General features: G+C 52.1%; 15 protein-coding genes. 7 read left to right on the forward strand and 8 right to left on the reverse strand.

Going from position 1 to position 13,723, the window contains the following annotated elements; all coding sequences use genetic code 11:
* The first annotated feature begins 17 nt into the window (after nucleotides 1-17).
* The gene (mscM, locus tag ACU8XX_RS21890; RefSeq protein ID WP_001236847.1) at nucleotides 18-3,341 is read left to right on the forward strand and encodes a miniconductance mechanosensitive channel MscM; all 3,324 of its coding nucleotides are present in this window, start codon (nucleotides 18-20) and stop codon (nucleotides 3,339-3,341) included.
* 28 nt (nucleotides 3,342-3,369) lie between these two features.
* Here the strand turns inward: mscM and ACU8XX_RS21895 are convergent, their stop codons facing one another.
* From ACU8XX_RS21895 to epmA, 4 genes are all read right to left on the reverse strand, one after another.
* Complete coding sequence (locus ACU8XX_RS21895; protein ID WP_001276180.1) at nucleotides 3,370-3,684, reverse strand: YjeO family protein; 315 nt, start codon at nucleotides 3,682-3,684, stop codon at nucleotides 3,370-3,372.
* Nucleotides 3,681-3,995 carry a protein YjeN gene (gene yjeN, locus ACU8XX_RS21900; protein ID WP_000342867.1) on the reverse strand — a complete coding sequence of 105 codons (315 nt, stop codon included), beginning with the start codon at nucleotides 3,993-3,995 and terminating at the stop codon, nucleotides 3,681-3,683. The genes ACU8XX_RS21895 and yjeN overlap by 4 nt, the downstream gene beginning before the upstream one ends.
* Before the next feature lie 51 nt (nucleotides 3,996-4,046).
* Complete coding sequence (gene yjeM, locus ACU8XX_RS21905) at nucleotides 4,047-5,549, reverse strand: glutamate/gamma-aminobutyrate family transporter YjeM (RefSeq protein ID WP_240765301.1); 1,503 nt, start codon at nucleotides 5,547-5,549, stop codon at nucleotides 4,047-4,049.
* Nucleotides 5,550-5,767: 218 nt separating this feature from the next.
* Nucleotides 5,768-6,745: an elongation factor P--(R)-beta-lysine ligase gene (gene epmA, locus ACU8XX_RS21910; protein ID WP_000004770.1), complete on the reverse strand. Its 978-nt coding sequence runs from the start codon at nucleotides 6,743-6,745 to the stop codon at nucleotides 5,768-5,770.
* Nucleotides 6,746-7,069: 324 nt separating this feature from the next.
* Between epmA and frdA the strand changes: the two genes are divergently transcribed.
* From frdA to blc, 6 genes are all read left to right on the forward strand, one after another.
* Nucleotides 7,070-8,878 carry a fumarate reductase (quinol) flavoprotein subunit gene (frdA, locus tag ACU8XX_RS21915; RefSeq protein WP_001192973.1) on the forward strand — a complete coding sequence of 603 codons (1,809 nt, stop codon included), beginning with the start codon at nucleotides 7,070-7,072 and terminating at the stop codon, nucleotides 8,876-8,878.
* Nucleotides 8,871-9,605, forward strand: a complete 735-nt coding sequence (gene frdB / locus ACU8XX_RS21920) for a fumarate reductase iron-sulfur protein (RefSeq protein ID WP_000829498.1) — start codon at nucleotides 8,871-8,873, stop codon at nucleotides 9,603-9,605. Before frdA ends, frdB begins: the two co-directional genes overlap by 8 nt.
* Nucleotides 9,606-9,615: 10 nt before the next feature.
* The gene (frdC, locus tag ACU8XX_RS21925; RefSeq protein WP_000208757.1) at nucleotides 9,616-10,011 is read left to right on the forward strand and encodes a fumarate reductase subunit FrdC; all 396 of its coding nucleotides are present in this window, start codon (nucleotides 9,616-9,618) and stop codon (nucleotides 10,009-10,011) included.
* 10 nt (nucleotides 10,012-10,021) lie between these two features.
* Nucleotides 10,022-10,381, forward strand: a complete 360-nt coding sequence (gene frdD, locus ACU8XX_RS21930) for a fumarate reductase subunit FrdD (protein WP_000609663.1) — start codon at nucleotides 10,022-10,024, stop codon at nucleotides 10,379-10,381.
* Nucleotides 10,382-10,443: 62 nt separating this feature from the next.
* Nucleotides 10,444-11,577, forward strand: a complete 1,134-nt coding sequence (locus tag ACU8XX_RS21935) for a BlaEC family class C beta-lactamase (RefSeq protein ID WP_001300820.1) — start codon at nucleotides 10,444-10,446, stop codon at nucleotides 11,575-11,577.
* 88 nt (nucleotides 11,578-11,665) lie between these two features.
* Nucleotides 11,666-12,199, forward strand: coding sequence for a lipocalin Blc (gene blc / locus ACU8XX_RS21940; protein ID WP_001238369.1), 534 nt, complete (start codon nucleotides 11,666-11,668; stop codon nucleotides 12,197-12,199).
* On the opposite strand, the gene sugE is transcribed toward blc, so the two are convergent.
* The 4 genes from sugE to efp all read right to left on the reverse strand — a co-directional run bounded on the left by sugE (nucleotide 12,196) and on the right by efp (nucleotide 13,695).
* Nucleotides 12,196-12,513: a quaternary ammonium compound efflux SMR transporter SugE gene (gene sugE, locus ACU8XX_RS21945; RefSeq protein WP_000118482.1), complete on the reverse strand. Its 318-nt coding sequence runs from the start codon at nucleotides 12,511-12,513 to the stop codon at nucleotides 12,196-12,198. The genes blc and sugE overlap by 4 nt on opposite strands.
* Before the next feature lie 181 nt (nucleotides 12,514-12,694).
* Nucleotides 12,695-12,841 carry a lipoprotein toxin entericidin B gene (gene ecnB / locus ACU8XX_RS21950; RefSeq protein ID WP_000239596.1) on the reverse strand — a complete coding sequence of 49 codons (147 nt, stop codon included), beginning with the start codon at nucleotides 12,839-12,841 and terminating at the stop codon, nucleotides 12,695-12,697.
* Nucleotides 12,842-12,951: 110 nt separating this feature from the next.
* A complete protein-coding gene (gene ecnA / locus ACU8XX_RS21955; protein ID WP_000977757.1) occupies nucleotides 12,952-13,077 on the reverse strand; it encodes a lipoprotein antitoxin entericidin A in 126 nt (41 codons plus the stop codon).
* A gap of 51 nt (nucleotides 13,078-13,128) precedes the next feature.
* The gene (efp, locus tag ACU8XX_RS21960; protein ID WP_000257278.1) at nucleotides 13,129-13,695 is read right to left on the reverse strand and encodes an elongation factor P; all 567 of its coding nucleotides are present in this window, start codon (nucleotides 13,693-13,695) and stop codon (nucleotides 13,129-13,131) included.
* Between the last annotated feature and the right edge of the window lie 28 nt (nucleotides 13,696-13,723).

Here is a 13,723-nt window from a genome sequence, read left to right on the forward strand (position 1 = left end):
TCAAAGGAAACGCTGACGTGCGCCTGATTATCACTTTTCTGATGGCCTGGTGCCTCAGTTGGGGGGCGTACGCCGCGACGGCCCCCGATAGCAAACAAATCACTCAGGAACTGGAGCAGGCAAAAGCGGCGAAACCCGCACAGCCGGAAGTCGTAGAGGCGCTCCAGTCTGCCTTAAATGCGCTTGAGGAACGAAAAGGTTCCCTTGAGCGCATCAAACAATATCAGCAAGTTATCGATAATTATCCGAAACTCTCCGCTACTCTGCGCGCACAATTAAACAACATGCGTGACGAGCCGCGCAGCGTGTCGCCGGGAATGTCTACCGACGCGCTGAATCAGGAAATTCTCCAGGTCAGCAGCCAGTTGCTGGATAAAAGCCGTCAGGCCCAGCAAGAGCAGGAGCGCGCCCGCGAGATTGCCGATTCGCTGAATCAACTGCCGCAACAGCAAACCGACGCCCGCCGTCAGTTAAATGAGATCGAGCGCCGCCTGGGAACGCTTACCGGCAATACTCCGCTCAATCAGGCACAAAATTTCGCGTTGCAGTCTGACTCTGCACGTCTTAAGGCGCTCGTTGATGAACTGGAGCTGGCGCAGCTGTCTGCCAATAACCGCCAGGAATTAGCGCGCTTACGCTCAGAGCTGGCGGAAAAAGAGAGCCAGCAACTGGATGCGTATTTGCAGGCCTTGCGTAATCAATTAAACAGCCAACGTCAGCTTGAGGCGGAGCGGGCGCTGGAAAGTACCGAATTGCTGGCAGAAAACAGCGCCGATTTGCCGAAAGATATCGTCGCGCAATTCAAAATTAACCGCGAACTATCGGCGGCTTTGAATCAACAGGCGCAGCGGATGGATCTCGTTGCCTCGCAACAGCGTCAGGCTGCCAGCCAGACGTTACAGGTCCGGCAGGCGTTGAATACGCTGCGTGAACAGTCGCAATGGCTGGGATCGTCCAATCTGCTCGGCGAAGCGCTGCGGGCGCAGGTGGCACGGCTGCCGGAAATGCCGAAACCACAACAGCTTGATACCGAAATGGCGCAGTTGCGTGTGCAACGGTTACGTTATGAGGATCTGCTTAATAAACAGCCGCTGCTACGGCAAATTCATCAGGCCGACGGTCAGCCGCTGACTGCCGAGCAAAACCGTATTCTGGAAGCACAACTGCGCACTCAGCGTGAGTTGCTGAACTCATTGTTGCAGGGTGGCGACACGCTACTATTGGAACTGACCAAGCTGAAAGTCTCCAACGGGCAACTGGAGGATGCGCTGAAAGAGGTGAACGAAGCAACGCACCGCTATCTGTTCTGGACCTCTGACGTGCGCCCGATGACCATCGCCTGGCCGCTGGAAATCGCCCAGGATCTGCGTCGTCTCATTTCGCTGGACACCTTCAGTCAGTTGGGCAAAGCCAGTGTGATGATGCTGACCAGCAAAGAGACAATTTTGCCGCTGTTTGGCGCGTTGATTCTGGTCGGTTGCAGTATTTACTCGCGCCGCTATTTCACCCGTTTTCTTGAACGTTCGGCGGCGAAAGTTGGCAAAGTGACTCAGGATCACTTCTGGCTGACGTTGCGCACTCTTTTCTGGTCGATTCTCGTCGCGTCACCGTTACCGGTGCTGTGGATGACGCTGGGTTACGGCTTGCGCGAGGCGTGGCCTTATCCGCTGGCGGTCGCGATTGGCGATGGTGTAACGGCCACCGTGCCGCTGCTGTGGGTAGTGATGATTTGCGCCACCTTTGCCCGCCCGAACGGCTTGTTTATCGCTCATTTTGGCTGGCCGCGCGAACGTGTTTCCCGTGGGATGCGCTACTACCTGATGAGCATCGGGCTTATTGTGCCGCTGATTATGGCGCTGATGATGTTCGATAACCTCGACGACCGTGAATTCTCCGGTTCGCTGGGACGGCTTTGCTTTATCCTCATTTGCGGTGCGCTGGCGGTGGTCACCCTCAGCCTGAAAAAGGCCGGGATCCCACTGTATCTCAACAAAGAGGGCAGCGGCGACAACATTACCAACCATATGCTGTGGAACATGATGATTGGCGCGCCGTTGGTTGCCATTCTGGCGTCGGCTGTGGGTTATCTGGCAACGGCACAGGCGCTGTTAGCGAGGCTTGAAACCTCGGTTGCCATCTGGTTCCTGCTACTGGTGGTTTATCACGTTATCCGCCGCTGGATGCTGATCCAGCGTCGCAGGCTGGCGTTTGACCGGGCGAAGCATCGCCGGGCAGAGATGTTAGCGCAACGCGCGCGTGGCGAAGAGGAAGCGCATCATCACAGTAGCCCGGAAGGGGCAATTGAAGTCGATGAAAGCGAAGTCGATCTCGATGCCATCAGTGCGCAATCCTTGCGGCTGGTGCGCTCAATTTTGATGTTGATCGCCCTGCTTTCGGTCATTGTGCTGTGGTCAGAAATCCATTCCGCTTTCGGCTTCCTCGAAAATATTTCTCTGTGGGATGTCACTTCCACTGTACAGGGCGTAGAAAGCCTGGAGCCGATTACCCTCGGTGCAGTGCTAATTGCCATTCTGGTATTTATCATCACCACGCAGCTGGTGCGCAACCTACCCGCGCTGCTGGAACTGGCGATTTTGCAGCACCTGGATTTAACGCCGGGTACGGGTTACGCCATCACCACCATCACCAAATATCTGCTGATGCTGATTGGCGGGCTGGTCGGCTTCTCAATGATTGGTATTGAGTGGTCGAAATTGCAGTGGCTGGTTGCCGCGCTCGGTGTTGGTCTCGGTTTTGGTTTGCAGGAAATTTTCGCCAACTTTATCTCTGGTCTGATTATCCTGTTCGAAAAACCGATTCGCATTGGCGATACGGTGACAATTCGCGATCTCACCGGTAGCGTGACGAAAATTAACACCCGCGCCACCACCATCAGCGACTGGGACCGTAAAGAGATAATCGTGCCGAACAAGGCGTTTATTACCGAGCAGTTTATCAACTGGTCGCTCTCTGACTCGGTCACGCGCGTGGTGTTGACGATACCGGCCCCTGCCGATGCCAATAGCGAAGAAGTGACGGAAATCCTGCTCACCGCAGCGCGTCGCTGCTCGCTGGTGATCGACAACCCGGCACCGGAAGTCTTCCTGGTGGATCTGCAACAGGGGATTCAGATTTTCGAGCTGCGTATTTACGCCGCTGAGATGGGTCACCGTATGCCGCTACGCCATGAGATCCACCAGCTGATTCTGGCTGGCTTCCATGCCCACGGTATCGATATGCCATTCCCGCCCTTCCAGATGCGTCTGGAAAGCCTCAACGGTAAACAAACGGGGAGAACGCTGACGTCTGCGGGCAAAGGTCGTCAGGCGGGAAGTTTGTAAGTTTGTGTGCCGGATGAACCAATCCGGCTCACAAACAAAACTGATAGCGCAGAAAAAACTGCCACAGCCAGTAGCCGAAAATAGCCAGCGCGGTGGCGTACATAAACCAGCCGCGTTTTTTTCGCCACAAAGCGAACCAGAGAAAAGGGAAAAAGAGCGGTAACGTCATTATCACACCAACATCACGGGTATCGTCTTCTTCGAGATACATCAACACATCGCAGACGTTGTTAATCCCGCGTCCATCAATCATCCACTCTTTGTCCAGCGCGGAAGTGATGGTTATCCAGAGGAACGCCACAATAAACCAGATGCAGCATAAGACAAACATGCGCGCACTCATAAGGTAACCGGTCGCTTAATTTCGCTATAGCGCATACGAAACAAATCGCCGTATCCCACTAATTCCCCGCGAAAAACCAGACATCGGATAAGATAAGCGCAATAAATATCCGGCAGGTTTCCCCACCGTTTACCATCGCGATCTTTGAGGGTGTTAATGGTGCTACCCACCACCATCGCCACTTTACGGGTGTGGCAGGCATCGACAAAAGAGAGAATCGTCTGCTCTATTTCCGCTACATCCCCGGCAGAAAATTGCAGCGCCCTGATTTCATCTTCGGTTATTGCCGGGTCCCGGCTGGTGTCATCCATAACATTTCCTGTCTTTACGCCCTATCGTCAGGTAGACGATAGGGCATCGGGTTATTCCACCGCCCACTGCGGATTTTTTGCCACTCTGCTGCAATAGTTCTGGTAAATCGCCATCGCTAACAGCGAGAAGAAGACAGGGCCGCCAATCATCCACAATGTGCTGTCCCAGTCTCCAGCTTCAACCACAGGTTGAATGATGGTGAAGACGTTCGCAAATGTCACCACCAGTACGACAACCACCGTCGCGATCATTGCCGACATACGCGTTTTGAAAATCACAAATGGTCTGTCGAGATCCTGACGTGCTTTAAAGAATGGGAAAGCCAGCGCGAGGAACAGGTAAGGAAGCGTCATAGACACGTTCGCCATCAGCGTCAGCTTGTTAAAGAACGCCGATGCGGTACCGCCACCAAACGAAACCAGCAGAATGAAGATAGTAACCAACCCGCACTGCATCCACATGGCGATAGACGGCATCCCCATCGCATTCAGGCGCGTCATCGGTTCCGGCCACAATGCTTTCGGCGTCCCCTGGATGATGGCTTTCAACGGTGAATAGCAAAGCGTAAAGAACGCACCGGTATAGGCGAGGAACATCGAAAGTCCAGTAATACGCGCAAACCATACGCCCAGCGACAATGACGCTTCAGGTGACAAATGCAGTGCATTACCCAGCGTCATCCCAAGGCTCTTCATCAGCACATAGGTAATATTGCCGAGGTTAACGGAACCATTACTTAATACCTGCTGCCAGTTTGTGCTGACGCCCCATAAAAATATTGCCAGCGAATAACCGATTGAAATAACAATAGCGGCAAAAACAATACCTTTGGCAAAGTTCTTTTCTGGATTTTCCGTTTTATCGACCAGACCACCAACCGCTTCAATTCCGCCATAGGCAAAAATGGCAAATACCACAAACGATAGCATTGCCAGACCGGACTGATAACCCGGGTTCGGTGATGCAAGGAAATTAATATCCTGCGCGAAATGCCCACCATTTAATAACAAAATAGTAATGCTTACTAACAGCAATACTAAATTCAGACACATTACTGCAATACCGCCCACCGCAGTAATGCGGGCAATTTTATTAATCCCCTTAGAAGCAACGACGGTGACCAGAATCATCCATGCCACTGCCAGCAGACCAACCACCTGCGTAGGCTCCAGTCCGGCAATACGCCAGTGCTGGGTCATGTCGCTACCATAGAGGAATGTTGAGAACGGTACCCAAACTTTCGCGGAGGTACTCACCATCCAGATGATATAAGAGGAAAACCACATAAACGTACCAATGAAGGCAAAACGTGGTCCGACACTATTATTCATCCAGGAATAGATACCACCTTCTTCTTTGCGATAAGCAGCTCCCATTTCAGCCATCATTAAGGCGAATGGAATAAAGAATAACAATGCAGATAATATATAAAAGGGAATCGCACTATAACCCATTAAGTAATAAGCCGATGGGCTATTGGCAAAACCAAATACGGAAGTAAAGATCATCAATATGAGTCCTATCAGACTCATTTTTTTTATCGTGTGAGGCATGAAACCATCCTTCATTTCAGCGCGTGTATAACACGTGCCCACTGAACTGCACTGCGCAACATTGAGCAGGCAGCGTAAAAACCAATACAGAATTGATACCTGGATGATATCAAATATCCAGTCTTAAATTGTGGCCTTTAGCGGAAAAATGAAAACATATGCTACAGAATGGCGCTTATTACGCCATTCTTCGCTGTTAATTCAGTAATTTTTCAGAATTATGCCCGGTCAACGCTAAAGGCGATGACTTCAGCCAGTGTCTCCGCGCCCAGCGCCAACATCACCAGACGATCAACACCTAATGCCACGCCGGAACAGTCAGGCATACCGACTTTCAAGGCGTCAATCAGATTCTGGTCAATGGGGTGCTGCGGCAAACCGCGCGCCGCGCGCTTACGGTTATCTTGTTCAAAGCGTTGTTGCTGCTCACGGGCATCCGTCAATTCATGGAAACCATTCGCCAGCTCAATACCTTTATAATAAACCTCAAAGCGTTCAGCGACCCGATGATCTTCGGTACTGATTTGCGCCAGTGATGCCTGGCTGGCTGGAAAGTGGTACACAAAGGTCGGTTTTTCTTTACCAATATTTGGCTCTACGCCAAAGGTAAACAGCAATTGTAGCAACGTGTCGCGGTCTTCTTCGGTATCAGCAACATTGCTCAAATCCAGTTTCGCTGCCACTTCCCGCAGTTGCGTTTTGTCGGCAGAGAGTGGGTCAATTTCCAGATAACGCAAGAAAGCTTGTTGATAAGAAAGGCTTTCTGCTGCAGGGCAGTCCAGCACCTGTTGTAAGAGATCGTCCACCTCGTTCATCAACCGGTACATATCATAGTGCGGTCGATACCACTCCAGCATAGTGAACTCAGGGTTGTGATAACGCCCCATCTCTTCATTACGGAAACTGCGGCACAGCTGGAATACCGGCCCACAACCGGCAACCAGCAGGCGTTTCATATGGTATTCCGGGCTGGTCATTAACCAGAGATTCATCCCCTGCGAATGCCCGGGGCCAACGAAACGTGTCTCAAACGGGACCAAATGAATATCGGTTACCGTCGCCTGGCTCATACAAGGCGTCTCCACCTCCAGCACTCCACGATCGGCAAAGAAACGACGGATCTCCGCCATAATCGCCGCGCGTTTTAATAAGTTAGGAATGGATGCGCTCGGCTGCCAGGATGCCGTTTCGCTCATAGTTAAATCTCCAGTTTTTGACAAGGGCACGAAGTCTACTCGCAACGCGACGGCGAGACAAATTTTACGCAGGAATCAAACAACGGTGGGCAGTGACTAAAAAAAGCACGATCTGATGGTTTAGTAATTAAATTAATCATCTTCAGTGATAATTTAGCCCTCTTGCGCACTAAAAAAATCGATCTCGTCAAATTTCAGACTTATCCATCAGACTATACTGTTGTACCTATAAAGGAGCAGTGGAATAGCGTTCGCAGACCGTAACTTTCAGGCACTTACCCTGAAGTACGGGGCTGTGGGATAAAAACAATCTGGAGGAATGTCGTGCAAACCTTTCAAGCCGATCTTGCCATTGTAGGCGCCGGTGGCGCGGGATTACGTGCTGCAATTGCTGCCGCGCAGGCAAATCCAAATGCAAAAATCGCACTAATCTCAAAAGTATACCCGATGCGTAGCCATACCGTTGCTGCAGAAGGGGGCTCCGCCGCTGTCGCGCAGGATCATGACAGCTTCGAATATCACTTTCACGATACAGTAGCGGGTGGCGACTGGTTGTGTGAGCAGGATGTCGTGGATTATTTCGTCCACCACTGCCCAACCGAAATGACCCAACTGGAACTGTGGGGGTGCCCATGGAGCCGTCGCCCGGATGGTAGCGTCAACGTACGTCGCTTCGGCGGCATGAAAATCGAGCGTACCTGGTTCGCCGCCGATAAGACCGGCTTCCATATGCTGCACACGCTGTTCCAGACCTCTCTGCAATTCCCGCAGATCCAGCGTTTTGACGAACATTTCGTGCTGGATATTCTGGTTGATGATGGTCATGTTCGCGGCCTGGTAGCAATGAACATGATGGAAGGCACGCTGGTGCAGATCCGTGCTAACGCGGTCGTTATGGCTACCGGCGGTGCGGGTCGCGTTTATCGTTACAACACCAACGGCGGCATCGTTACCGGTGACGGTATGGGTATGGCGCTAAGCCACGGCGTTCCGCTGCGTGACATGGAATTCGTTCAGTATCACCCAACCGGTCTGCCAGGTTCCGGTATCCTGATGACCGAAGGCTGCCGTGGTGAAGGCGGTATTCTGGTCAACAAAAATGGCTACCGTTATCTGCAAGATTACGGCATGGGCCCGGAAACTCCGCTGGGCGAGCCGAAAAACAAATATATGGAACTGGGTCCACGCGACAAAGTTTCTCAGGCCTTTTGGCACGAATGGCGTAAAGGCAACACCATCTCCACGCCGCGTGGTGATGTGGTTTATCTCGACCTGCGTCACCTCGGCGAGAAAAAACTGCATGAACGTCTGCCGTTCATCTGCGAACTGGCGAAAGCGTACGTTGGCGTCGATCCGGTTAAAGAACCGATTCCGGTACGTCCGACCGCACACTACACCATGGGCGGTATCGAAACCGATCAGAACTGTGAAACCCGCATTAAAGGTCTGTTCGCCGTGGGTGAATGTTCCTCTGTTGGTCTGCACGGTGCAAACCGTCTGGGCTCCAACTCCCTGGCGGAACTGGTGGTCTTCGGCCGTCTGGCCGGTGAACAAGCGACAGAGCGTGCAGCAACTGCCGGTAATGGCAACGAAGCGGCAATTGAAGCGCAGGCAGCTGGCGTTGAACAACGTCTGAAAGATCTGGTTAACCAGGATGGCGGCGAAAACTGGGCGAAGATCCGCGACGAAATGGGCCTGGCAATGGAAGAAGGTTGCGGTATCTACCGTACGCCGGAACTGATGCAGAAAACCATCGACAAGCTGGCAGAGCTGCAGGAACGCTTCAAGCGCGTGCGCATCACCGACACTTCCAGCGTGTTCAACACCGACCTGCTCTACACCATTGAACTGGGCCACGGTCTGAACGTTGCTGAATGTATGGCGCACTCCGCAATGGCACGTAAAGAGTCCCGCGGCGCACACCAGCGTCTGGACGAAGGTTGCACCGAGCGTGACGACGTCAACTTCCTCAAACACACCCTCGCCTTCCGCGATGCTGATGGCACGACTCGCCTGGAGTACAGCGACGTGAAGATTACTACGCTGCCGCCAGCTAAACGCGTTTACGGTGGCGAAGCGGATGCAGCCGATAAGGCGGAAGCAGCCAATAAGAAGGAGAAGGCGAATGGCTGAGATGAAAAACCTGAAAATTGAGGTGGTGCGCTATAACCCGGAAGTCGATACCGCACCGCATAGCGCATTCTATGAAGTGCCTTATGACGCAACTACCTCATTACTGGATGCGCTGGGCTACATCAAAGACAACCTGGCACCGGACCTGAGCTACCGCTGGTCCTGCCGTATGGCGATTTGTGGTTCCTGCGGCATGATGGTTAACAACGTGCCAAAACTGGCATGTAAAACCTTCCTGCGTGATTACACCGACGGTATGAAGGTTGAAGCGTTAGCTAACTTCCCGATTGAACGCGATCTGGTGGTCGATATGACCCACTTCATCGAAAGTCTGGAAGCGATCAAACCGTACATCATCGGCAACTCCCGCACCGCGGATCAGGGTACTAACATCCAGACCCCGGCGCAGATGGCGAAGTATCACCAGTTCTCCGGTTGCATCAACTGTGGTCTGTGCTACGCCGCGTGCCCGCAGTTTGGCCTGAACCCAGAGTTCATCGGTCCGGCTGCCATTACGCTGGCGCATCGTTATAACGAAGATAGCCGCGACCACGGTAAGAAGGAGCGTATGGCGCAGTTGAACAGCCAGAACGGCGTATGGAGCTGTACTTTCGTGGGCTATTGCTCCGAAGTCTGCCCGAAACACGTCGATCCGGCTGCGGCCATTCAGCAGGGCAAAGTAGAAAGTTCGAAAGACTTTCTTATCGCGACCCTGAAACCACGCTAAGGAGTGCAACATGACGACTAAACGTAAACCGTATGTACGGCCAATGACGTCCACCTGGTGGAAAAAATTGCCGTTTTATCGCTTTTACATGCTGCGCGAAGGCACGGCGGTTCCGGCTGTGTGGTTCAGCATTGAACTGATTTTCGGGCTGTTTGCCCTGAAAAATGGCCCGGAAGCCTGGGCGGGATTCGTCGACTTTTTACAAAACCCGGTTATTGTGATCATTAACCTGATCACTCTGGCGGCAGCTCTGCTGCACACCAAAACCTGGTTTGAACTGGCACCGAAAGCGGCCAATATCATTGTAAAAGACGAAAAAATGGGTCCAGAGCCAATTATCAAAAGTCTCTGGGCGGTAACTGTGGTTGCCACCATCGTAATCCTGTTTGTTGCCCTGTACTGGTAAGGAGCCTGAGATGATCAATCCAAATCCAAAGCGTTCTGACGAACCGGTATTCTGGGGCCTCTTCGGGGCCGGTGGTATGTGGAGCGCAATTATTGCGCCGGTGATGATCCTGCTGGTGGGTATTCTGCTGCCGCTGGGGCTGTTTCCGGGTGATGCACTGAGCTACGAGCGCGTTCTGGCGTTCGCGCAGAGCTTCATTGGTCGCGTATTCCTGTTCCTGATGATCGTTCTGCCGCTGTGGTGTGGTTTACACCGTATGCACCACGCGATGCACGATCTGAAAATCCACGTACCTGCGGGCAAATGGGTTTTCTACGGTCTGGCTGCTATCCTGACAGTTGTCACGCTGATTGGTGTCGTTACAATCTAACGCATCGCCAATGTAAATCCGGCCCGCCTATGGCGGGCCGTTTTGTATGGAAACCAGACCCTATGTTCAAAACGACGCTCTGCGCCTTATTAATTACCGCCTCTTGCTCCACATTTGCTGCCCCCCAAAAAATCAACGATATTGTGCATCGCACAATTACCCCGCTTATAGAGCAACAAAAGATCCCCGGTATGGCGGTGGCGGTAATTTATCAGGGTAAACCTTATTACTTTACCTGGGGCTATGCGGACATCGCCAAAAAGCAGCCCGTCACACAGCAAACGTTGTTTGAGTTAGGTTCGGTCAGCAAAACATTTACGGGCGTGCTTGGTGGCGACGCTATTGCTCGAGGGGAAATCAAGTTAAGCGATCCCGCAACAAAATACTGGCCTGAACTTACCGCTAAACAGTGGAACGGGATCACACTATTACATCTCGCAACCTACACCGCTGGCGGCCTGCCATTGCAGGTGCCGGATGAGGTGAAATCCTCAAGCGACTTGCTGCGCTTCTATCAAAACTGGCAGCCTGCATGGGCTCCAGGAACACAACGTCTGTATGCCAACTCCAGTATCGGTTTGTTCGGCGCACTGGCTGTGAAGCCGTCTGGTTTGAGTTTTGAGCAGGCGATGCAAACACGTGTCTTCCAGCCACTCAAACTCAACCATACGTGGATTAATGTACCGCCCGCAGAAGAAAAGAATTACGCCTGGGGATATCGCGAAGGCAAGGCAGTTCATGTTTCGCCAGGGGCGTTAGATGCTGAAACTTATGGTGTGAAGTCGACCATTGAAGATATGGCCTGCTGGGTACGAAGCAATATGAATCCCCGTGATATCAACGACAAAACACTTCAGCAAGGGATACAACTGGCACAATCTCGCTACTGGCAAACCGGCGATATGTATCAGGGCCTGGGCTGGGAAATGCTGGACTGGCCGGTAAATCCTGACAGCATCATTAACGGCAGTGGCAATAAAATTGCACTGGCAGCACGCCCCGTAAAAGCGATTACGCCCCCAACTCCTGCAGTACGCGCATCATGGGTACATAAAACAGGGGCAACCGGCGGATTTGGTAGCTATGTCGCGTTTATTCCAGAAAAAGAGCTGGGTATAGTGATGCTGGCTAACAAAAACTATCCCAATCCAGCGAGAGTCACCGCCGCCTGGCAGATTCTCAACGCTCTACAGTAAAATTTCATCGGGTCCGAATTTTCGGACCTTTTCTGCGCTTTTCCTTGCTGTCATCTACACTTAGAAAAAAACCAGTAAGGAAACATTTATGCGCCTGCTCCCTCTCGTTGCCGCAGCGACAGCTGCATTTCTGGTCGTTGCCTGCAGTTCTCCTACGCCGCCGCGTGGCGTGACAGTAGTGAATAATTTCGACGCTAAACGCTATCTCGGTACCTGGTATGAGATTGCCCGTTTTGATCACCGTTTTGAACGTGGACTGGAAAAAGTCACCGCAACATACAGTCTGCGTGATGACGGCGGCCTGAATGTCATCAATAAAGGCTATAACCCTGACAGAGAAATGTGGCAGCAGAGTGAAGGGAAAGCGTACTTTACCGGCGCACCAACACGCGCTGCGCTGAAAGTGTCATTCTTTGGTCCTTTCTATGGCGGTTATAACGTCATTGCACTTGATCGGGAATACCGCCATGCGCTGGTTTGCGGCCCGGACCGCGACTACCTGTGGATACTCTCCCGCACGCCAACCATTTCTGACGAAGTGAAACAGGAGATGCTGGCAGTCGCGACCCGGGAAGGGTTTGATGTCAGTAAGTTTATTTGGGTACAGCAGCCCGGTAGTTAGTGAGTGCTGAGTTTCAGACCAATAATCCCCAATACGATTAACGCCAGACTCGCCAGGCGCATCGGGTTAGCGGACTCACCGAGCAGTACAATGCCGGTGATAGCCGCGCCGACTGCGCCAATACCCGTCCACACGGCATAAGCCGTCCCTACTGGTAACGATTTCATCGCCCAGGCAAGTAGCGCCATACTGACAATCATCGCCGTCACGGTAATAACACTCGGCGTCAAACGACTAAAGCCGTGGGTATATTTCAGGCCAACGGCCCATACCACTTCCAGCAGACCAGCAATAACTAAGATAATCCAGGACATATCAGGCTCCGGAGAATTGGGGCCGTCCCCGGTGAAAAGACGCGTTTGCAGGTCGTCCTGCAAAGCTGATGGTTGAACGGATATTTTGCCAGGTGGCAGGGGAATTTCAACTATTACCTTAGTGACTATCGCAGAAAAAACAAACGGCACGACACAGCTGTCGTACCGTTATTGCTTATTGCTATTGCTGCGCTTTCGTTGCTGCGCCAGAAATCGCGTTACCGCCATCAGAAATGTCTTCACCAACGCCACGCGTGGTGTTGCAGGCAGTTAATACTGTTGAAAGCACCAGAACAGAAAAGATCGCTGCAATTGTCTTCTTCACCATAACGTCTTCCTTTTAGGTAATGTTATTTATGTTTGCCTATAGCAAATTAATAATAGACAACATCGCCAAAAATGACGGAAATCTGATGATTTTTCGGAAGAGAAGAAAAATTAGCTGGCAGCGCGAGAGATGGAGTTGCCGAGATGTTTGATGTCTTCGCCGAAACCGCGAGCGGTGTTACAGCCCGTGAGCAGCGTGCTGGCAAGCAAAACAAGAACGATAAGGCGTTTCATCATCTCTGACCTGAATAAGTGATGGTGCAGCCTGCAGGCCGCACCACAACCGCATTACTTCACGCGAGAGACGTATTCACCAGAGCGGGTATCCACTTTGATGACTTCGCCGATTTGTACGAACAGCGGAACCTTAACCACAGCGCCAGTAGACAGGGTAGCCGGTTTGCCGCCAGTACCTGCGGTATCACCTTTCAGGCCCGGATCGGTATCAACGATTTCCAGTTCAACGAAGTTCGGCGGAGTAACGGAGATCGGCTGACCATTCCACAGAGTTACGATACACTCTGCCTGATCCAGCAGCCATTTAGCGTTATCGCCAATTGCTTTTGCATCAGCAGACAGCTGCTCGAAAGTTTCGTTGTTCATGAAGTGCCAGAACTCACCGTCGTTGTACAGGTAAGTCAGGTTCATATCGACAACATCAGCGCCTTCAGCGGAATCAGTAGATTTGAAGGTTTTTTCTACGCGAGTACCGGTCAGCAGACGACGCAGTTTAACGCGAGCAAATGCCTGGCCTTTACCCGGTTTTACGAATTCACTCGCTTCAACCGCGTAAGGTTCGCCGTCTAACATGATTTTAAGACCAGCACGAAAATCGTTGCTATAGTACGTTGCCATAAGGCCCTCTGAAATTTGTTAATTGGTA

The sequence above is a fragment of the Escherichia sp. MAL-1 genome, assembly GCF_052948035.1.

Bases quoted from the DNA above. Each gene is read 5' to 3' on its own strand.
- ACU8XX_RS21895 (WP_001276180.1), bottom strand. From the start codon at position 3,684: ATGAGTGCGCGCATGTTTGTCTTATGCTGCATCTGGTTTATTGTGGCG.
- yjeN (WP_000342867.1), bottom strand. From the start codon at position 3,995: ATGGATGACACCAGCCGGGACCCGGCAATAACCGAAGATGAAATCAGG.
- yjeM (WP_240765301.1), bottom strand. From the start codon at position 5,549: ATGCCTCACACGATAAAAAAAATGAGTCTGATAGGACTCATATTGATG.
- epmA (WP_000004770.1), bottom strand. From the start codon at position 6,745: ATGAGCGAAACGGCATCCTGGCAGCCGAGCGCATCCATTCCTAACTTA.
- frdB (WP_000829498.1), top strand. From the start codon at position 8,871: ATGGCTGAGATGAAAAACCTGAAAATTGAGGTGGTGCGCTATAACCCG.
- frdC (WP_000208757.1), top strand. From the start codon at position 9,616: ATGACGACTAAACGTAAACCGTATGTACGGCCAATGACGTCCACCTGG.
- frdD (WP_000609663.1), top strand. From the start codon at position 10,022: ATGATCAATCCAAATCCAAAGCGTTCTGACGAACCGGTATTCTGGGGC.
- ACU8XX_RS21935 (WP_001300820.1), top strand. From the start codon at position 10,444: ATGTTCAAAACGACGCTCTGCGCCTTATTAATTACCGCCTCTTGCTCC.
- blc (WP_001238369.1), top strand. From the start codon at position 11,666: ATGCGCCTGCTCCCTCTCGTTGCCGCAGCGACAGCTGCATTTCTGGTC.
- sugE (WP_000118482.1), bottom strand. From the start codon at position 12,513: ATGTCCTGGATTATCTTAGTTATTGCTGGTCTGCTGGAAGTGGTATGG.
- ecnB (WP_000239596.1), bottom strand. From the start codon at position 12,841: ATGGTGAAGAAGACAATTGCAGCGATCTTTTCTGTTCTGGTGCTTTCA.
- ecnA (WP_000977757.1), bottom strand. From the start codon at position 13,077: ATGATGAAACGCCTTATCGTTCTTGTTTTGCTTGCCAGCACGCTGCTC.
- efp (WP_000257278.1), bottom strand. From the start codon at position 13,695: ATGGCAACGTACTATAGCAACGATTTTCGTGCTGGTCTTAAAATCATG.